This is a genomic window from Pseudomonas sp. DrBHI1 (genome assembly GCF_002205115.1).
GTDB classification, from domain to species: domain Bacteria; phylum Pseudomonadota; class Gammaproteobacteria; order Pseudomonadales; family Pseudomonadaceae; genus Aquipseudomonas; species Aquipseudomonas mosselii.
Genome location: NZ_NIBE01000102.1, coordinates 85,953 through 105,287 on the forward strand (window position 1 = coordinate 85,953; position 19,335 = coordinate 105,287).

At 63.2% G+C, this 19,335-nt stretch carries 17 protein-coding genes; 14 read left to right on the forward strand and 3 right to left on the reverse strand.

Annotation, left to right across the window (positions count from 1 at the left end; translation table 11 throughout):
* The first annotated feature begins 50 nt into the window (after window positions 1-50).
* From CC207_RS20420 to CC207_RS20440, 5 genes are all read left to right on the forward strand, one after another.
* Window positions 51-1,055, forward strand: coding sequence for a PleD family two-component system response regulator (locus tag CC207_RS20420; RefSeq protein ID WP_028690137.1), 1,005 nt, complete (start codon window positions 51-53; stop codon window positions 1,053-1,055).
* 201 nt (window positions 1,056-1,256) lie between these two features.
* Entirely contained in the window at window positions 1,257-1,979 is a 723-nt protein-coding gene (locus CC207_RS20425; RefSeq protein ID WP_028690136.1) for an FKBP-type peptidyl-prolyl cis-trans isomerase, read from the forward strand.
* A 279-nt stretch (window positions 1,980-2,258) separates the two neighbouring features.
* The gene (locus CC207_RS20430; RefSeq protein WP_088852663.1) at window positions 2,259-2,699 is read left to right on the forward strand and encodes a YkvA family protein; all 441 of its coding nucleotides are present in this window, start codon (window positions 2,259-2,261) and stop codon (window positions 2,697-2,699) included.
* Between the two features lie 89 nt (window positions 2,700-2,788).
* Window positions 2,789-3,133, forward strand: a complete 345-nt coding sequence (locus tag CC207_RS20435; protein ID WP_088852664.1) for a helix-turn-helix transcriptional regulator — start codon at window positions 2,789-2,791, stop codon at window positions 3,131-3,133.
* Window positions 3,130-3,498 (forward strand): hypothetical protein, encoded by a 369-nt coding sequence (locus CC207_RS20440; protein ID WP_028690133.1) that lies wholly within the window; start codon window positions 3,130-3,132, stop codon window positions 3,496-3,498. Before CC207_RS20435 ends, CC207_RS20440 begins: the two co-directional genes overlap by 4 nt.
* Before the next feature lie 69 nt (window positions 3,499-3,567).
* On the opposite strand, the gene CC207_RS20445 is transcribed toward CC207_RS20440, so the two are convergent.
* Window positions 3,568-5,325: a bifunctional diguanylate cyclase/phosphodiesterase gene (locus CC207_RS20445; RefSeq protein WP_088852665.1), complete on the reverse strand. Its 1,758-nt coding sequence runs from the start codon at window positions 5,323-5,325 to the stop codon at window positions 3,568-3,570.
* 108 nt (window positions 5,326-5,433) lie between these two features.
* Window positions 5,434-7,515, reverse strand: coding sequence for a carboxy terminal-processing peptidase (locus CC207_RS20450; protein WP_167388397.1), 2,082 nt, complete (start codon window positions 7,513-7,515; stop codon window positions 5,434-5,436).
* Between the two features lie 144 nt (window positions 7,516-7,659).
* Here CC207_RS20450 and CC207_RS20455 point away from each other — a divergent pair, with 144 nt between their 5' ends.
* Complete coding sequence (locus tag CC207_RS20455; RefSeq protein WP_088852666.1) at window positions 7,660-8,622, forward strand: NAD(P)H-quinone oxidoreductase; 963 nt, start codon at window positions 7,660-7,662, stop codon at window positions 8,620-8,622.
* Window positions 8,623-8,661: 39 nt separating this feature from the next.
* Here the strand turns inward: CC207_RS20455 and nadB are convergent, their stop codons facing one another.
* A complete protein-coding gene (gene nadB, locus CC207_RS20460; RefSeq protein ID WP_028690129.1) occupies window positions 8,662-10,275 on the reverse strand; it encodes an L-aspartate oxidase in 1,614 nt (537 codons plus the stop codon).
* A 436-nt stretch (window positions 10,276-10,711) separates the two neighbouring features.
* Here nadB and rpoE point away from each other — a divergent pair, with 436 nt between their 5' ends.
* The 8 genes from rpoE to era all read left to right on the forward strand — a co-directional run bounded on the left by rpoE (window position 10,712) and on the right by era (window position 19,177).
* Window positions 10,712-11,293, forward strand: coding sequence for an RNA polymerase sigma factor RpoE (gene rpoE, locus CC207_RS20465; RefSeq protein WP_003252049.1), 582 nt, complete (start codon window positions 10,712-10,714; stop codon window positions 11,291-11,293).
* Between the two features lie 31 nt (window positions 11,294-11,324).
* Window positions 11,325-11,915, forward strand: coding sequence for a sigma-E factor negative regulatory protein (locus tag CC207_RS20470; protein ID WP_028690128.1), 591 nt, complete (start codon window positions 11,325-11,327; stop codon window positions 11,913-11,915).
* Between the two features lie 13 nt (window positions 11,916-11,928).
* Window positions 11,929-12,894 (forward strand): MucB/RseB C-terminal domain-containing protein, encoded by a 966-nt coding sequence (locus tag CC207_RS20475; protein WP_062364192.1) that lies wholly within the window; start codon window positions 11,929-11,931, stop codon window positions 12,892-12,894.
* A gap of 200 nt (window positions 12,895-13,094) precedes the next feature.
* Entirely contained in the window at window positions 13,095-14,501 is a 1,407-nt protein-coding gene (locus CC207_RS20480) for a DegQ family serine endoprotease (protein WP_371263124.1), read from the forward strand.
* Window positions 14,502-14,771: 270 nt separating this feature from the next.
* Window positions 14,772-16,571, forward strand: a complete 1,800-nt coding sequence (gene lepA / locus CC207_RS20485) for a translation elongation factor 4 (protein WP_028690125.1) — start codon at window positions 14,772-14,774, stop codon at window positions 16,569-16,571.
* A gap of 5 nt (window positions 16,572-16,576) precedes the next feature.
* Entirely contained in the window at window positions 16,577-17,431 is an 855-nt protein-coding gene (gene lepB / locus CC207_RS20490) for a signal peptidase I (RefSeq protein ID WP_028690124.1), read from the forward strand.
* Between the two features lie 161 nt (window positions 17,432-17,592).
* Window positions 17,593-18,282, forward strand: a complete 690-nt coding sequence (rnc, locus tag CC207_RS20495; protein WP_028690123.1) for a ribonuclease III — start codon at window positions 17,593-17,595, stop codon at window positions 18,280-18,282.
* Window positions 18,275-19,177 (forward strand): GTPase Era, encoded by a 903-nt coding sequence (era, locus tag CC207_RS20500; RefSeq protein WP_028690122.1) that lies wholly within the window; start codon window positions 18,275-18,277, stop codon window positions 19,175-19,177. Before rnc ends, era begins: the two co-directional genes overlap by 8 nt.
* Window positions 19,178-19,335: the final 158 nt, after the last annotated feature.

Here is a 19,335-nt window from a genome sequence, read left to right on the forward strand (position 1 = left end):
GATATGTATTGAGGCGCGCCGCGTGGCCGGCGGTCAACGGGTGACTACGGATGAATGATCTACCGATCGAAGGTTTCACGACCATCAACGAAAGCGCGGCGATGGTCCTGCTGGTCGATGATCAGGCGATGATCGGCGAAGCGGTGCGCCGTGGTCTGGCCCATGAAGAGAACATTGACTTCCATTTCTGCGCCGACCCGCACCAGGCGGTGGCCCAGGCCATGCGCATCAAGCCCACGGTAATTCTCCAGGACCTGATCATGCCGGGCCTCGATGGCCTGACCCTGGTGCGCGAGTACCGCAACAACCCGGCCACCCAGGATATCCCGATCATCGTCCTGTCGACCAAGGAGGACCCGCTGGTCAAGAGCGCGGCCTTTGCTGCCGGGGCCAACGACTACCTGGTAAAGCTACCGGACACCATCGAGCTGGTGGCGCGTATCCGCTATCACTCGCGCTCGTACCTCACGCTGTTGCAGCGCGACGAGGCCTATCGCGCACTGCGGGTGAGCCAGCAGCAGTTGCTCGATACCAACCTGATGTTGCAGCGGTTGATGAACTCGGACGGTCTCACCGGGCTGTCCAACCGTCGTCATTTCGACGAGTACCTGGAATTGGAGTGGCGTCGGGCTATCCGTGAACAGCAGCAGTTGTCGCTGCTGATGGTCGACGTCGACTACTTCAAGGCGTTCAACGACAGCTTCGGTCACCTGGCCGGTGACGAGGCCCTGCGTCAGGTGGCCGAGGCCATTCGCGGCTGCTGCTCGCGGCCGACCGACCTGCCGGCGCGTTATGGCGGCGAGGAGTTCGCCCTGGTGCTGCCTAACACCTCCCCTGGTGGTGCGCGGCTGGTGGCGGAGAAGCTGCGCCAGACCATCATGGGCCTGAAGATCGCCCACACCGTGCCTGAGGCGGCCTCCCTGCTGACCGTGAGTATCGGTCTGGCGACCTTGACGCCGAGTGTCGGCAGTCATTGCCGTCAGCTGATCTCGGCGGCGGACAAGGGGCTGTACCTGGCCAAGAACAGCGGACGCAACCAGGTTGGCATTGCATGATCCGGTCTCCATCGGCTCGTTCCCTCCGCGCAAGAGCCGTCAATGCTGGCCATAGGCTGCAACTGCGACCATGAACAACCTTTCACCCAGGAACTTCCTGCGCGCAACCCGCTCTTATGCCGGTAGCCATTGGTCGCGGCCGCCTGCTAAGCTCGCGGCTTTACCCTGATTGCCCTCATGGCGCATGAACAAGGAAATTACATGAAACAGCATCGTTTGGCGGCCGCGGTTGCCCTGGTAGGCCTGGTCCTCGCGGGCTGCGACGCCCAGACCAGCAGCGTCGAGCTGAAGACTCCGGCACAGAAGGCCTCCTACGGTATCGGCCTGAACATGGGCAAGAGCCTGGCCCAGGAAGGCATGGATGACCTGGACTCGAAAGCCGTCGCCCAGGGCATCGAGGACGCGGTAGGCAAGAAAGAGCAGCGCATCAAGGACGAAGAGCTGGTCGAAGCCTTCACCGCCTTGCAGAAGCGCGCCGAAGAACGCCTGGCCAAGGCTAGCGAGGAAGCTGCCGCCGCCGGCAAGAAATTCCTCGAGGAAAACGGCAAGAAGCCTGGCGTGATCACCACCGCTTCGGGCCTGCAGTATGAAGTGGTCAAGAAGGCCGACGGCCCGCAACCCAAACCGACCGACGTGGTCACCGTCCACTACGAAGGCAAGCTGACCGACGGCAAGGTCTTCGACAGCTCCGTCGAGCGCGGCAGCCCGATCGACCTGCCGGTCAGCGGCGTGATCCCGGGCTGGGTCGAAGGTCTGCAACTGATGCACGTCGGCGAGAAGTACAAGCTGTACATCCCGGCCGAGCTGGCCTATGGCGCCCAGAGCCCGAGCCCGCTGATCCCGGCCAACTCGGTCCTGGTCTTCGACCTGGAACTGATTGCCATCAAGGATCCGGCCAAGGCCGACCAGGCACCGGCCAAGTAATACCCGGCCCGTTGCAAGAAGACGCCCCGTTTCGACGGGGCGTCGTCGTTTTCAGTCCGGCTTGACGCGAACCGTCGTCGTCATTCACTGTCGCAAGCAGTACCCACGCAGGCACGGAGGCCGGTGTCGCAAAACGTTTGCGCGATTGAAACGGTTGTGTAAAAAACGCCCGATTCGTACCAGGCCCTTGCCCGGCGGGCACCACGCGGCGCCAATGTCGCCCTGTTCACAAGGTTATCCACAATAAATGTGGATAACCCCTGGTCCTCTGGAGGTCCCATGAGCGCACCCTGGAATTTCGCCCGCTTCCTGCCCCTGGCCGAGCGCCTGCTCAGCCGCGGGCGGCTGCCGGCCCTGTTGTTCGCGGTGGCCTGCAAGGGGCCGAAGCTGGGCCAGTTGCGCGAGGATCTGCGCCTGATGCAGGCGCTGTGCCTGGCCTGGTGGCGTGGCGAGTACCGCGCCGTCAGCCCCAAGGCACTGGTGACCATCGTCGCCGGACTGCTGTACTTCGTAAGCCCCTTGGACGCCATTCCCGACTGGCTGCTGGGCGTCGGCCTGCTCGACGACATCGCCGTGCTGGGCTGGGTGCTCAAGACCGTCGCCGATGAGCTGGGTCGCTTCAAGGCCTGGCGCGACGCCCAGGCGCCGGAACGGCTGCGGGTGGTCGAGCGCCTTCCGGACACCCCGGAGGCGCTGCGTCTCGAGCGGCCCGGCAGCTGATTCGCACAGACCCCCGAGCTTGGTAATATAATTGGCATAAGGGTTATGCCTACGGATTACATGCCGTAATCCAACGTCAAGGGGGTTGTATGGGTATTCAGGTCATCAGCCGGGACGGTCAGCCCGAGTACGCAGTGGTTCCCTGGGAGCAATATCAGAAGTTGCTGGCGGCCGCAGGCCAGGCGCCGGCCGCGGCTCCCGACTCAGCCAGTTACAACGAGAGCACTCAACCAAGCGCCAGTTTGTCCTCCTTGGACCAGCTGGCGTCCTTGCGTCAGGCCAAGGGCCTGGCGCCGGAGCAACTGGCACGCAGCGTCGGCATCAGCCCGGCCTACCTGGCGATGATCGAGTCCGGGGAGCGCCGCCCGGACGCTGCGATCCTGCGCAGCCTGGCCTGGCACCTTGGCGTGGCCGGCTGGAGCGAGCCGTCATGAGCCAGGTCAGGATCAGCCGTCAGCAATGGCAGAGCCTGCTGACCGAGCTCGACCTGGCCCGCCGTCAACGCCACCTGCTCACGTACCGTGCGCTGCTTGAGCGCCTGCAATTGCCCAGTCCGGCGATGCAGACCCTGACCGCGGCGCTTGAATACCTGGCGGCGCTTGACGCCCGCGCCGAGCAGCCACTGCGCAGTTCGCTGGTGATCAGCCAGGGGGCCAGCCGCCTGCCGCGCACCGGCTTCTTCGAGTGCGTCGAGCGCCTGGGACGGTTTTCCGGACCGGTGGATGGCATGGAGGCGGCGTCCTGGCATGCCTCTGAAGTGGTGCGGGTGTTCGAGTATCGCTATCCGGAAGAGGCCTGAAATCGTGGCTGTAGGCTTGGTTGTGGAAGCGGGTTTGCCGGCGAAAGGACCGCACAGCGGTCCCCAGGTTTAACTCAGCACGGTTGTATCGATCAGGCTCAGCCCTGAGCCACCGTCATCCTTGGCTTGACGCTTGGCCTGGGAGGCAAGCTCGGCCAATTGACCGGCATCCAGCCCGTCGCTGCTGCCGGGCTCCAGCCAGACCACGCCGATTGACAGCGACAGCAAGGCGAAGGTCTCCCGCTGCCCTTGGCGGTTATGAGCGATGAAGCAACCTGCCTCAAGGTGATCGCTGCGGTAGAAGCGTCGGCATTGCCGGCCAAAGGTCTCCAGCAGCAATTGCAGACGTTCGCGCCAGTCCGCCGAGCCCAGCACCAGCATGAAGTCGTCGCCGCCGATATGGCCGACGAAATCCCGGCTCGGGTCGACGCAGTCGTTCAGGCACTGGGCCAGGCACAACAGCACTTCATCGCCACGGGCATAGCCGTAGATATCGTTGAAAGGCTTGAAGCTGTCGATGTCCACGTAGCACACGGCGGCCTCGCGTCGCTGCAGCAACAGGCGCGCCAGGCACTGCTGGATCGGCACGTTGCCCGGTAGCAACGTGAGCGGATTGGCGTGCCTTGCCTGCTGGATCTTCTGCTCGGTGATCAGCTTGAGCACGTCGATCACCCGACCAAGCCCCAGGTAACGCCCATTCTGGGTAATGATGAAGTCTTCCTCGATACGCTGGCGCGCACGGCTGGTAAGCAGGCGGCTTACCTGCTGCAGCGACTGGCCGCGCTCGACGGCGAGAAAGTCTTGGCTCATCAGTCGGCTGATCGGCTTGCGCGCGAACAGGTCGGTGCCGAAGGGTTGGAGCAGGGCATCGGCAAGCGAGTGGCGATGGACGATGCCGCAAGGGCTGCCTTGCTCGTCCAGCACGGCGAGGGAGTTGAGGTTGGCCTGGCGGCGGAAGGCGTCTAGTACCTGTTGCGTGGCAGTGTCGAGGGTGACCGAGGGCTGCTGGAGAAGCAGGGCGCTGAGGTCGCGGCTGTCCTCGCACAGCGCTACAACCGAGTCTGGCGCCGGGGGTGGCAAGCCTAGGTAGTCTGCCACTGGAAACTCCTGGGGGCGGCCAAGCAGGTAGCCCTGGACCAGGAACACCCCCATCTCGCCCAGCACTGTCAGTTCCTCGGCCAGTTCGATGCCCTCGGCGATCACCTGAGCGCGGGAGGCCCGGGCGATCTGCAGGATAGAGCCGACGAACTCGCGCTTGAGCGGGTCCTGGTGGATGCCATCGATGAAATGACGGTCGATCTTCACATAGTCCGGGCGCAGCTCCGACCACAGGCGCAGGCTCGAGTAACCGGCGCCCAGATCGTCCAGGGCAATGGAGAAACCCATGTCGCGGTAGTGGTGCAGGGCGTTGTACAGCAGCTGGAAATCTTCGGTAGGCGTCTGCTCGGTCAGCTCGATGACTACCCGGCTCGGCGCCAGGCCGACCTGTTCGAGCATTTTCAGGGTGCGCCCGGACGGGTAGTCGGGCTCGACCAGGGATTCGGGGGAGACGTTGAGGAACAACTGGCCCGGCAGGTTCAGCTCGCTGAAACGGCGGCAGGCGGTTTCACGGCACAGCACCTCCAGTTCGGCGAGGCGACCGGCCTGGCGGGCGATGGCGAAGAGGTTCAGCGGCGAGTGCAGCGGGCTGTTGGACGGGCCGCGGCTCAGGGCCTCATAGCCGAGAATGCGCCTTTCAGAGAGGCAGACGATGGGTTGGAACAGACAGTGGATACTGCGTTGAGCCAGGATGGCGCTCAAGGCGCTGAGCTGTTCGGTGACGGTCATGGACTGCTTCCTGAAGTGAAAAAGGCCGGACGCTTGCACGTCCGGCCCTTCCATTTCACGACAGTCCAGTGACTGTTTGATGACAGGTCACATTATTTCGCCATCACTTCAGTGCTTGGCCACCGACGTGCTGAGGCTCAGGTAGTCAAGCAGGATACGACCGGTCTCGGACAGGTAGGCATCGTCCTCGGGCTTGGTGTCGTCCGGCTCGGCGGGCAGGGCGTCCTCGTCTTCCTTCTTCAACTCCTTCAGCGGTTCTTCGCCCTTGGCTTTGCGGCGGATGTTCTCCAGTGTCAGCTGCTTGGCCTCGATCTCGTCGTGGCGGGCGCGACGCTGCTGCTCGTTGAGGCTGACGGTCTTCTCGTTCATCAGCTTCTGGGTCAGCGCCAGGCGGTCGCGGATGTAGACGAACTCGGCATCCTTGTCGCTGCGCGCGTCATGCTGCGCCTTGAGCTGGGCCAGGAACGGCTTGAACGGATCGGAGGCCGGCTTGACCACCGGGCGGATGGTGTCCCACGGCATGGCCTCGGGGAGCGCGCTTTCGCCGATTTCCTTGGTGTCGATGATCGACGGATAGGCGATGTCCGGCAGTACGCCCTGGTGCTGGGTGCTCTGCCCGGAAACCCGGTAGAACTTGGCCAGGGTCAGCTTGAGCTCGCCGTGGTTGAGCGGCTGGATGGTTTGCACGGTGCCCTTGCCGAAGGTCTGGCCGCCAATGATCAGCGCGCGGTGGTAGTCCTGCATGGCACCGGCAAAGATTTCCGACGCCGAGGCCGACAGGCGGTTGACCAGCAGCGCCAGCGGGCCTTTGTAGAAGGCGCCCGGATTCTCGTCCTCGAGCACGTCGACACGGCCGTCGGCGTTGCGCACCAGCACGGTCGGGCCTTTCTCGATGAACAGGCTGGTCAGCTCGGTGGCTTCCTGCAGCGAGCCGCCACCGTTGTTGCGCAGGTCGATGACCACGCCGTCGACCTTTTCCTTCTGCAGCTCGGTGAGCAGCTTCTTCACGTCGCGGGTTGTGCTCTTGTAGTCCGGATCGCCAGCGCGATAGGCCTTGAAGTCCAGGTAGAAGGCCGGGATCTCGATGATCCCCAGCTTGTAGTCACGCCCGTCCTGCTTGAGCTTGAGCACCGACTTTTTCGCCGCCTGCTCTTCGAGCTTGACCGCTTCGCGGGTGATCGAGACGATCTTGCTGGTCTGATCGTTCGGCGCGTTGCTGGCCGGAATGACCTCCAGGCGTACCACCGAGCCTTTCGGGCCGCGGATCAGCTTGACCACTTCATCCAGGCGCCAGCCGACCACGTCGACCATCTCCTTGTTGCCCTGGGCCACGCCGATGATCTTGTCGGCCGGGGCGACCTGCTTGGTCTTGGCGGCAGGGCCTGCCGGCACCAGGCGCACGATCTTGACTTGGTCGTTGTCGCTCTGCAGCACCGCGCCGATGCCTTCGAGCGACAGGCTCATGTTGATGTCGAAGTTTTCGGCGTTGTCCGGCGACAGGTAGTTGGTGTGTGGGTCGTAGGACTGGGCGAAGGTATTGATGTAAGCCTGGAAGATGTCTTCCGCGCGAGTCTGGTCCAGGCGCGCCAACTGGTTCTTGTAGCGCTTGATCAGGGTTTCCTGAACCTGTTTGAGCTCCTTGCCGGAGATCTTCTGGCGCAGCACCTCGTCTTTCACGCGCTTGCGCCACAGCTCGTCGAGCTCGGCCTGGTTCTTCATCCACGGCGCGTCCTTGCGGTCGACCAGCAGGTCTTCCTTGACGCTGAAGTCGATCTTGTCGACGCCTTTGTTCAACTCGCCCAAGGCATAGTCCAGACGCTGCTTCACGCGGTCCAGGTAGCGCTTGTAGATAGTGAAGCCAGGTTCGAGGTTGCCGCTCTTGAGGAAGTCGTCGAACTGGGTCTTCCATTTGTCGAATTCGGCGATGTCGGCTGCGGTGAAGTAGCTGCGCGACGGGTCGAGCAGCTTGATGTAGCTGTCGTAGATGATGACCGAACGGGCGTCGTCCAGCGGTGGCTTGCTGTAGTGGTGGCGCTTGAGCAGCTCGACGATGTTGAGACTGGCCACGACCTCGTCGCGGTCCGGCTGCAGGCTGTCCCACTTGTTGGCGGCGGCCGCATTGCCACCGAGCGTGAGGCTGCCCAGGCCGATCATGAGGGCGAGGGCGGTGCTGGGGAGGAAATGCTTCATGCTGATTCGACGTGGAGGCAATTGATCACGCATAGTAGGCCGTCTTTTCCGTTCGCCGGTTCCATCGGAGCCGGACGCATACTGCAAAAAGCCTGGGACTTGGCGTTCCCAGGCTCGGTCATATGATTCAACTATGGAGGCACTGTGAAGGCATTGCAAGGCGTTGACGGACATGTGGCGTGGGTTGAGGCCGAGCGCCCGGCCTGTGATGCCGGGCAGGTGCGTATTCGCGTAGCCGCCGCCGGGTTGAACCGCGCCGACCTGCTGCAGCGGGCCGGGCTGTACCCGCCGCCGCCCGGGGCCAGCCCTTATATGGGCCTGGAATGCTCAGGGATCGTCGAGCAGGTCGAGGCCGGCGCCGACTGGCGCGTGGGCGACCGGGTATGCGCGTTGCTGGCCGGTGGTGGCATGGCCGAGGAAGTCGTGGTCGACGCCCGGCATGTGCTGCCGGTGCCCGAAGGCCTGAGCCTGCACGAGGCGGCGGCTGTGCCCGAGGTGTACGCCACGGCTTGGCTGAACATCTTCCAGCTGGGTGCATTGAAAGCCGGTGAGAAGGTGCTGGTGCATGCCGGTGCCAGTGGCGTGGGTTCTGCAGCCATCCAGCTGTGCAAGGCGTTCGGCAACCCGGTGTGGGTCAGTGTCGGGTCGCCGCAGCGCCTGGCCTATTGTCAGTCCCTCGGCGCCGTGGGCGGCGTGGTACGCAATGGCAATCTTGATGATCTGGAACAGCTCGGGCCGTTCGATGTGATCCTCGACCCGGTGGGCGCCAGCTATGGCCCGCTCAACCTCAAGCTGCTGGCGCGTGACGGGCGCTGGGTGATCATCGGCCTGATGGGCGGTCGCAAGGTCGAGCTGGACCTGGCGCTGGTGCTGGGCAAGCGCCTGGAAATCACCGGTTCGACCTTGCGCAATCGCGATGACGCGTTCAAGGCGCAGTTGTTACAGGAGCTGCGTCAGCAAGTGTGGCCGCTTTTCGCCGAGGGACGCCTGTCGCCACAGTTGGTCGACACCTACCCGGTAGCCTTCGCCGAGGCGGCTTATGCGGAGCTGGCGAGCAACCAGGTATCCGGCAAGCTGGTGCTGGTGATCGACCCGACGCTCGTGTGATCTGGCGCATGCCCCTGTAGGAGCGCGCAGACTGCAACCTCACTCGTGGTTCTGCGGCACCAGAATGGTGTCCCGGGCTTCGGGCAGCATCCCCGGATAGTCCAGGGTGTAGTGCAGGCCTCGGCTTTCCTTGCGTTGCATGGCCGAGCGGATCATCAGCTCGGCCACCTGCGCCAGGTTGCGCAGCTCGATCAGGTCGCGGCTGACCTTGTAGTTGCTGTAGAACTCGTCGATCTCGTCCAGCAGCATGCGCACCCGGTGTTCGGCGCGCTGAAGGCGCTTGCTGGTGCGCACGATGCCGACATAGTCCCACATGAACCGCCGCAGCTCGTCCCAGTTGTGCGCGATGATCACGTCCTCGTCCGAGTCGGTCACTTGGCTTGCGTCCCAGCAAGGCAGGGCGCGGGGCATGGCGACCTGGTCCAGGCGCGCCTCGATGTCGGCGGCGGCGGCGCGACCGTAGACAAAGCATTCGAGCAGCGAGTTGCTGGCCATGCGGTTGGCGCCGTGCAGGCCGGTGAAGCTGGTCTCGCCGATGGCATACAGGCCGGGCACGTCGGTGTGACCGTGCTCGTCGATCATTACCCCACCGCAGGTGTAGTGGGCTGCGGGCACCACCGGAATCGGCTGGCGGGTGATGTCGATGCCGAAGGTCAGGCAGCGCTCGTACACTGTCGGGAAGTGGCTGGTGATGAAGTCGGCCGGCTTGTGGCTGATGTCGAGGTAGACACAGTCCACCCCGAGGCGCTTCATCTCGTGGTCGATGGCGCGGGCGACGATGTCCCGTGGCGCCAGCTCTTCGCGTGGATCGAAGCGCGGCATGAAGCGCTCGCCATTGGGCAGGCGCAGCAGTGCACCCTCGCCGCGCAGTGCCTCGGTGATCAGGAAACTCTTGGCCTGCGGATGGTACAGGCAGGTCGGGTGGAACTGGTTGAACTCAAGGTTTGCCACCCGGCATCCGGCGCGCCAGGCCATGGCGATGCCGTCGCCGCAGGCGCCGTCTGGGTTGCTGGTATACAGGTAGACCTTGGCCGCGCCGCCGGTGGCCAGCACGGTGAAGCGCGCGCCGAAGGTGTCCACCTCCCCGGAGTTGCGATTAAGCACGTAGGCGCCCAGGCAGCGGTCGCCGTCCAGGCCCAGGCGGCGCTCGGTGATCAGGTCGACGGCCACGCGCTGTTCGAGCAGTTCGATGTTCGCGCGTTGCCTGGCCTGTTCCAGCAGGGTGGTGAAGATCGCCGCGCCCGTGGCGTCGGCGGCATGGATGATGCGCCGGTGGCTGTGACCGCCCTCACGGGTCAGGTGGAACTCGAAGCCGCCGTCGTCGACGCTGTAGTGCTCGTCGCGGGTGAATGGCACGCCTTGTTCGATCAGCCACTGGATGGCCTCGCGGCTGTGCTCGACGGTGAAGCGCACGGCATCTTCGTGGCACAGCCCGCCACCGGCGTTAAGGGTGTCCTCGACATGGGACTGTACGGTGTCGGTATCGTCAAGCACCGCGGCAACGCCGCCCTGGGCCCAGAAGGTCGAGCCGTTGGCCAGGTCGCCCTTGCTCAGTACGGCGATGCGCAGGTGGCGGGGAAGGTTCAGTGCCAGGCTGAGACCGGCGGCACCGCTGCCGATCACCAGGACATCATGTTGGAATTGTTGGCTCATGTCGGGACACTAGTAATCTTTGGAGGGGGCACGGCACAATAGTCGAGCGCAGATGGCACTGTGAAACTATCGTGAAACCTGGCCGGGATGCCTTTATAGCAGCCCCGGGCGCCTGATTTCCAATGGTGCATACGGGTGGCTGGCGATCTTTATGGGAACTTTCCGATACCCCTGGAAATCCTATAAAGGCTGCCCGTACGCCACAGATTGCCGCGGCGACGCAAGGCGGCAGCTCTATCTTGGGCTGACACCTGCGTAACGAAACCAGAATATCGACGCAGCCGGCCGTGACCGCGCTGCGTCTTTCGTGCGAGCCGACCAAGGGCCGCAGGAAACTTGCTTGGAGGGGAGAACTTTTGCGCAAAGCCCGAGTCTATGGTTGCAAGCCTGAACGATGGCTGATGCAGCGCTCCTTCGAGATCACTGAGGAGTGTTCATGCTAACCCAGGAAGAGGATCAGCAGCTTGTAGAGCGCGTGCAGCGTGGCGACAGGCGAGCTTTCGATCTGTTGGTGCTGAAGTATCAGCACAAGATTCTCGGGTTGATCGTGCGTTTCGTACACGACACCCATGAGGCGCAGGACGTGGCGCAGGAAGCCTTCATCAAGGCATACCGTGCGCTTGGGAATTTTCGCGGTGACAGTGCGTTCTATACGTGGCTTTACCGCATCGCCATCAACACGGCGAAGAACTACCTGGTGTCCCGCGGAAGGCGGCCACCAGACAGTGATGTGAGCTCCGAGGATGCGGAGTTCTATGACGGCGATCATGGTCTCAAGGATCTCGAGTCCCCAGAGCGCTCGTTGTTGCGGGATGAAATCGAAGGCACCGTCCATCGAACCATCCAGCAACTGCCGGAAGATTTGCGTACGGCGCTGACCCTGCGTGAGTTCGATGGATTGAGTTACGAGGACATTGCCAGCGTCATGCAATGTCCAGTGGGTACCGTGCGCTCTCGAATCTTCCGCGCTCGGGAGGCCATAGACAAAGCCCTGCAACCCTTGTTGCAGGAAACCTGAGACAGCGGCGACAGCCAAGAGAGGAACCGCCATGAGTCGTGAAGCTTTGCAGGAATCGCTGTCCGCGGTGATGGATAACGAAGCGGACGAACTGGAACTGCGTCGCGTGCTGAATGCCGTCGACGATGCCGAAACCCGTGCTACCTGGTCGCGTTACCAGATTGCTCGCGCAGCCATGCACAAAGAGCTGCTGCTGCCCAAGTTGGACATCGCCTCGGCGGTTTCCGCAGCGCTGGCCGATGAGGCCGTGCCGGCCAAGGTCAAGCAGGGCCCTTGGCGCAGCCTCGGTCGCCTGGCCGTGGCCGCATCGGTGACCGTTGCCGTGCTGGCCGGTGTGCGCTTCTACAACCAGGACGAGATCAGCGGTGCCGAACTGGCCGCCCAGCAGCCTGCCCAGCAGGGGCTGAGCATGCCGCAGGCGCAAGGTCCGGCCGTTTTGGCAGGCTATAGTGAAAGCAACGAGCAACCGACCGGGCCAATGGCCAACGGTGTGCTGCAGAACCAGGCCGGCTGGGATCAACGCTTGCCGGGCTACCTGCGCCAGCACGCCCAGGAGTCCGCGCTGAAGGGCAACGAGACCGCGCTGCCTTACGCCCGCGCTGCCAGCCTGGAAAACCGCTAAGTTAAGGAGGATCATGCGCGCGCTACCTCTCCTGTCGCTGCTGCTTGGCAGCAGCCTGACGGTGCAGGCCCTGGCCGCCAACTCCTCGCCCGAGGCGAGCGAGTGGTTGAACAAGCTGGCACGGGCCGAGCAGCAGCAGAGTTACCAGGGATCCTTCGTCTACGAACGCAACGGCAGCTTCTCATCCCATGACATCTGGCATCGCGTCCAGGACGGCAAGGTCAGCGAGCGGCTGTTGCAACTCGATGGCTCGGCCCAGGAAATCGTGCGGGTCGACGGCAAGGTGCAATGCGTCAGTGGCAACCTTGCCAGTAGCGTGGGCACACCACCGGACAGCGCCCTGCGGGTGCTCGACCCCCTGAAGCTGATGAGCTGGTATGACCTGAGCGTGTCAGGCAAGTCACGCGTCGCCGGGCGCGATGCGGTGATTGTCGCGCTCACACCGCGTGACCAGCATCGTTATGCTTTCGAATTGCATCTGGACCGCCGCACCGGCCTGCCCCTGCGTTCGTTGATGCTCAACGACAAGGGCCAGTTGCTCGAGCGCTTCCAGATGACCCGCCTTGACACTGATGCTGCGCCAACCGACGCCGAACTGGCCGCCAGCGCCAGTTGCAAGCCAGTTGAGCGCAGGCAGTCCGGCACCGCCGAAACCGTCGTCGGGTGGCGTTCGGACTGGCTGCCGCCAGGGTTCGAGCTGGTCAACAGCTCGGTCCGCCGCGATCCGGAGCGCAAGAATACAGTCAGCAGTCTCATGTATGACGATGGCCTGGCCCGTTTTTCGGTGTTCCTCGAGCCGATCGGCAACGAGGCTGGTGTCGATACCCGTGCCCAGCTCGGTCCCACCGTCGCGGTGTCGCGGCGCCTTACAACGCCCAAGGGCAAGGTGATGGTCACTGTGGTCGGCGAGATCCCGCTGGGCACCGCCGAGCGTGTCGCCCTGTCGATGCGGGCCCAGGATGCCCAGGCGCGCCAATGACGGCGCGCCCTCTGACAGTTCTTGTTACACAGAGCTGACATGAAATTAAGGCATTGTCATTTGCAATCCTGCCGCAAATTTTCTATAGGTCAGGCTTCTCGGAGTCTGGCCTTTCCTGCGTCTGCGGGAACCTTACTGCTAACTACGCTCGTTGTGACGGGAGCCGTATGTCAATACCACGCTTGAAAACCTACCTATCGATGTTCGCCGCCGTGCTCATGCTTGGCCAGGTGCTCAGCGCCCAGGCCGAAGAGTCCCTGCCGGACTTCACCACCTTGGTCGAGCAGGCCTCGCCGGCGGTGGTCAACATCAGCACCAAGCAGAAACTGCCGGACCGTCGCGTCGCCGCCGGGCAGATGCCGGACCTCGAAGGCCTGCCGCCGATGTTCCGCGAGTTCTTCGAGCGCAACATGCCGCAGCAGCCGCGTTCGCCTCGTGGCGATCGCCAGCGCGAGGCGCAGTCGCTGGGTTCGGGCTTCATCATCTCCAGTGACGGTTATGTGCTGACCAACAATCATGTGGTCGCAGACGCTGACGAGATCATCGTCCGCCTGTCCGACCGCAGTGAATTGCAGGCTAAGCTGGTGGGCACCGACCCACGTACTGACGTGGCCCTGCTCAAGGTCGAGGGCAAGAACCTGCCGACTGTCAAGCTGGGTGACTCGGAGAAACTCAAGGTCGGTGAGTGGGTGCTGGCCATCGGCTCGCCGTTCGGCTTCGACCATTCGGTGACCAAAGGGATCGTCAGCGCCAAGGGCCGTACGCTGCCCAACGACACCTATGTGCCGTTCATCCAGACCGACGTGGCGATCAACCCGGGTAACTCTGGTGGTCCGCTGTTCAACATGAAGGGCGAGGTGGTGGGTATCAACTCGCAGATCTTCACCCGTTCCGGTGGCTTCATGGGCCTGTCGTTCGCCATCCCGATCGACGTCGCCATCGATGTGTCGAACCAGTTGAAAAAAGACGGCAAGGTCAGCCGCGGCTGGCTGGGCGTGGTGATCCAGGAGGTCAACAAGGACCTCGCTGAATCCTTCGGCCTGGACAAGCCGGCCGGCGCCCTGGTCGCCCAGGTCCTGGAAAACGGCCCGGCAGCCAAGGGCGGTCTGCAGGTGGGCGATGTGATCCTGAGCATGAATGGCCAGCCGATCGTCATGTCCGCCGACTTGCCGCACCTGGTCGGCAGCCTCAAGGACGGCGAGAAGGCCAAGCTGGAGATCATCCGCAATGGCAAGCGCCAGAACCTGGACGTCACCATTGGCGCATTGCCCGAGGATGACGCCGACATCGGCCTGGGCGCGGGTGCCGATGGCAGCGCCGAGCGCAGCAGCAACCGCCTGGGTGTGTCCGTGTCCGACCTGACCGCCGAGCAGAAGAAGTCGCTGGAGCTCAAGGGCGGCGTGGTCATCAAGGAAGTCCAGGATGGTCCGGCGGCCATGATCGGCCTGCGTCCGGGCGATGTCATCAGCCACCTGAACAACCAGGCCATCGCCTCGGCCAAGCAGTTCACCGAGATCGCCAAGGAACTGCCGAAGAACCGTTCGGTGTCCATGCGCGTGCTGCGACAGGGGCGTGCGAGCTTCATCACCTTCAAACTGGCTGAATAAGCGAGTTGAACGGTAGGGAAAGGGCAGCTTCGGCTGCCTTTTTTCATGAGCAGCAGGCTTGATGGTCCTGCGTGGGAGCCGGCTTGCCCCGCAATGTGGCTCGATCAGGCAACATTTTCAGCTGATCGGACGCCATCGCGGGGCAAGCCCGCTCCCACGCTAACCGATAGGCAGGTGACAAGGGTTCTCCCATATCCCTCCGGCTTGAGGTACAATTCCCGGCTATTTTTCGGCGGGCGTCCGGCTCGCAGCCTTTTCGAGTGTTGACCCGTGAGTGATTTGAGTCATATCCGCAATTTCTCCATCATCGCCCACATCGACCATGGCAAGTCGACGCTGGCCGACCGTTTCATCCAGATGTGCGGTGGCCTGTCGGCGCGCGAAATGGAAGCCCAGGTCCTGGACTCCATGGACCTCGAGCGCGAGCGCGGGATCACCATCAAGGCCCACAGCGTCACGCTCAACTACAAGGCGCAGGACGGCAAGGTCTACCAGCTGAACTTCATCGACACCCCCGGCCACGTCGACTTCACCTATGAAGTCTCGCGCTCGCTGGCCGCCTGCGAGGGTGCGCTGCTGGTGGTGGACGCCGGTCAAGGCGTCGAGGCCCAATCGGTGGCCAACTGCTATACCGCCATCGAGCAGGGCCTGGAGGTGATGCCGGTCCTGAACAAGATGGACCTTCCCCAGGCCGACCCGGACCGCGTCAAGGACGAGATCGAGAAGATCATCGGTATCGACGCCACCGACGCCGTGGCCTGCAGCGCCAAGAGCGGCATGGGCGTCGACGAGGTGCTCGAGCGCCTGGTGCAGACCATCCCCGCGCCGGAAGGCGATATCGACGCGCCGTTGCAGGCGCTGATCATCGACTCCTGGTTCGACAACTACCTGGGCGTGGTCTCGTTGGTGCGCGTGCGCCACGGCCGCGTCAAGAAGGGCGACAAGATCCTGGTCAAGTCCACCGGCAAGGTGCACCTGGTCGACAGCGTCGGCGTGTTCACGCCCAAGCACACCCAGACCGCTGATCTGAAAGCCGGTGAAGTGGGCTTCATCATCGCCAGTATCAAGGACATTCATGGCGCCCCGGTGGGTGACACCCTGACCCTGTCCAACACCCCTGAAGTCGAAGTGCTGCCAGGCTTCAAGAAGATTCAGCCGCAGGTCTACGCTGGCCTGTTCCCGGTCAGTTCCGACGACTTCGAGGACTTCCGCGACGCCCTGCAGAAGCTGACCTTGAACGATTCGTCGCTGCAGTACATGCCGGAAAGCTCCGACGCCCTGGGCTTCGGCTTCCGTTGCGGCTTCCTCGGCATGCTGCACATGGAGATCATCCAGGAGCGCCTGGAGCGCGAGTACGACCTGGACCTGATCACCACGGCGCCCAGCGTGATCTACGAGCTCGAACTCAAGACCGGCGAAACCATCACTGTCGACAACCCGTCGAAGCTGCCGGACGTCTCGGCGGTCAACGACTTCCGTGAGCCGATCGTCACCGCGACCATCCTGGTGCCGCAGGAGCACCTGGGCAACGTCATCACCTTGTGTATCGAGAAGCGTGGCGTGCAGCGCGACATGCAGTTCCTCGGCAGCCAGGTCCAGGTGCGCTACGACCTGCCGATGAACGAAGTGGTGCTGGACTTCTTCGACCGCCTGAAGTCGACCAGCCGCGGCTATGCGTCGCTGGACTATCATTTCGACCGCTACCAGTCGGCCAACCTGGTCAAGCTGGACGTACTGATCAACGGCGACAAGGTCGATGCCCTGGCCCTGATCGTGCACCGCGACAACGCCGCCTACAAAGGCCGCGCGTTGACCGAAAAGATGAAGGAACTGATCCCTCGGCAGATGTTCGATGTGGCGATCCAGGCAGCTATCGGCGGCCAGATCATCGCGCGGACAACCGTCAAGGCGCTCAGAAAGAACGTACTGGCCAAGTGCTACGGTGGCGATGTCAGCCGTAAGAAGAAGCTGCTGGAGAAGCAGAAGGCCGGTAAGAAACGCATGAAGCAGGTGGGTAACGTGGAGATTCCACAGGAAGCCTTCCTTGCCGTGCTCAGGTTGGATAGCTAGGTCCTATGTCGCTAAATTTCCCGCTGTTGCTCGTCATCGCCGTCGCCGTCTGCGGTCTGTTGGGTCTGATCGACCTGCTGTTCCTGGCCCCGCGCCGGCGGGCGGCGATCGCCAACTACCAGGGCAGCGTCAGCCAGCCCGAAATGGCCGTGGTCGAACGCCTGAACAAGGAGCCCTTGCTCGTCGAATACGGCAAGTCGTTCTTCCCGGTGCTGTTCATCGTGCTGGTGCTGCGTTCGTTCCTGGTCGAGCCGTTCCAGATCCCGTCGGGGTCGATGAAGCCGACGCTGGAAGTGGGCGACTTCATCCTGGTGAACAAGTTCTCCTACGGTATTCGGCTGCCAGTGATCGACAAGAAGGTCATCGAGGTGGGCGATCCGCAACGCGGGGATGTGATGGTGTTCCGCTACCCGAGCGACCCCAATGTCAACTACATCAAGCGTGTGGTCGGCCTGCCGGGTGACGTGGTGCGCTACACCAGTGACAAGCGACTGTTCGTCAACGGCCAGTCGATCGCCGAGCAACTGGTCGGCAGCGAGCCGGGCACCCTGGGCAGCGCCGAGCTGTACAAGGAGAAACTCGGTGAAGCCGAGCACCTGATCCGCAAGGAAATGACCCGCTACCGCATGCCGCCGGACCAGCAATGGACCGTGCCGGCCGGTCATTACTTCATGATGGGCGACAACCGCGACAACTCCAACGACAGCCGCTTCTGGGATGATCCGAACATTCCCAAGGAGCTGCACGGCATGGTTCCTGACCACAATATCGTCGGCAAGGCGTTCGCGGTCTGGATGAGCTGGCCCGAGCCAAAGCTCAGCCACTTCCCGAACCTGTCGCGGGTCGGGCTGATCCATTGAGTAACGACGGCGCTGTCCACGGACAGCGCCGATTGCATTTCTGACATAGGCTGTGTTCTCAAGGAGCGAGAGCTTTCGTCGGTTCCGGCGACAGACCGCAGTCAAACCGTCTTTCAGGATGTTGATTTGAACAACGCGTTGAACATTGCACGGGTGGCCCCATGAGCGCTTCCCTGGCCCGCCTGGAGCGCAAGCTCGGCTACACCTTCAAGAACCAGGACCAGATGCTGCTGGCCCTGACCCATCGCAGCTACGCCGGGCGCAATAACGAGCGCCTGGAGTTCCTTGGCGATGCCATCCTCAACTTCGTGGTCGGCGAGGCGCTGTTCGAGCGCTTCCCGCAGGCCCGTGAAGGCCAGTTGTCGCGCCTGCGCGCACGCCTGGTCAAGGGCGAGACCCTGGCGCGGCTGGCCCGCGGCTTCGACCTGGGCGAGTACCTGCGCCTGGGCTCGGGTGAGCTGAAAAGCGGAGGTTTCCGTCGCGAGTCGATTCTTGCCGACGCCCTCGAGGCCCTGATCGGGGCGATCTACCAGGACGCCGACATGCAGACCGCCCGCGAGCGGATCCTCGCCTGGCTGACCGACGAGTTCGATGGGCTGACCCTGGTCGACACCAACAAGGACCCCAAGACCCGCCTGCAGGAGTTCCTGCAGTCGCGTGCCTGCGAACTGCCACGTTACGAAGTGGTGGATATCCAGGGCGAACCGCACTGCCGGACCTTCTTCGTCGAATGCGAAGTGGTCCTGCTGAACAAGAAAAGCCGTGGCCAGGGCGTGAGCCGGCGTATCGCCGAGCAGGTCGCCGCCGCCGCCGCATTGATCGCCCTGGGCGTGGAGAATGGCAATGACTGAGAACACTTCGACCCGCTGCGGCTATGTCGCCATCGTCGGTCGCCCCAACGTGGGCAAGTCCACGCTGCTCAACCACATCCTCGGCCAGAAGCTGGCGATCACTTCGCGCAAGCCGCAGACCACCCGCCACAACATGCTCGGCATCAAGACCGAGGGTGACGTGCAGGCGATCTACGTCGACACCCCCGGCATGCACAAGGCCAACGACAAGGCGCTGAACCGCTACATGAACCGCAACGCCTCGGCGGCCCTCAAGGATGTCGACGTGGTGATCTTCGTGGTCGACCGTACCAAGTGGACCGACGAGGACCAGCTTGTGCTGGAGAGGGTGCAGTACGTGACCGGCCCGTTGATCATCGCGGTCAACAAGACCGACCGCATGGAAGAGAAGGCCGAGCTGATCCCGCATCTGCAATGGCTGCAGGAACAACTGCCGAACGCCGAAGTGATGCCGATTTCCGCGCAGCAAGGGCACAACCTCGAAGCGCTGGAAGCCCAGATCGCCAAGCACCTGCCGGAAAACGAGCACTTCTTCCCGGAAGACCAGATCACTGACCGCAGCAGCCGCTTCCTCGCCGCCGAACTGGTGCGCGAGAAGATCATGCGCCAGCTCGGTGCGGAGCTGCCGTACCAGATCACCGTGGAAATCGAGGAGTTCAAGCAGCAGGGCCACGTGCTGCACATCCATGCGCTGATCCTGGTCGAGCGTGACGGGCAGAAGAAGATCATCATTGGCGACAAGGGCGAGCGTATCAAACGTATCGGGTCCGAGGCGCGCAAGGACATGGAAGTGCTGTTCGACTCCAAGGTCATGCTCAACCTGTGGGTGAAGGTCAAGGGTGGCTGGTCCGACGACGAGCGCGCCTTGCGTTCTCTGGGTTACGGCGACCTGTAAGCCCCAATCCCTGCTTTTGCTCCTGTGGGAGCGGGCTTGCCCCGCGAAGGCGATCGCGGGGCAAGCCCGCTCCCACAGGCATTTCTGGCATCGAGAGATCCGAATGGACCAACCCACCCCCCAACCCGCCTACGTGCTGCACAGCCGCGCCTACAAGG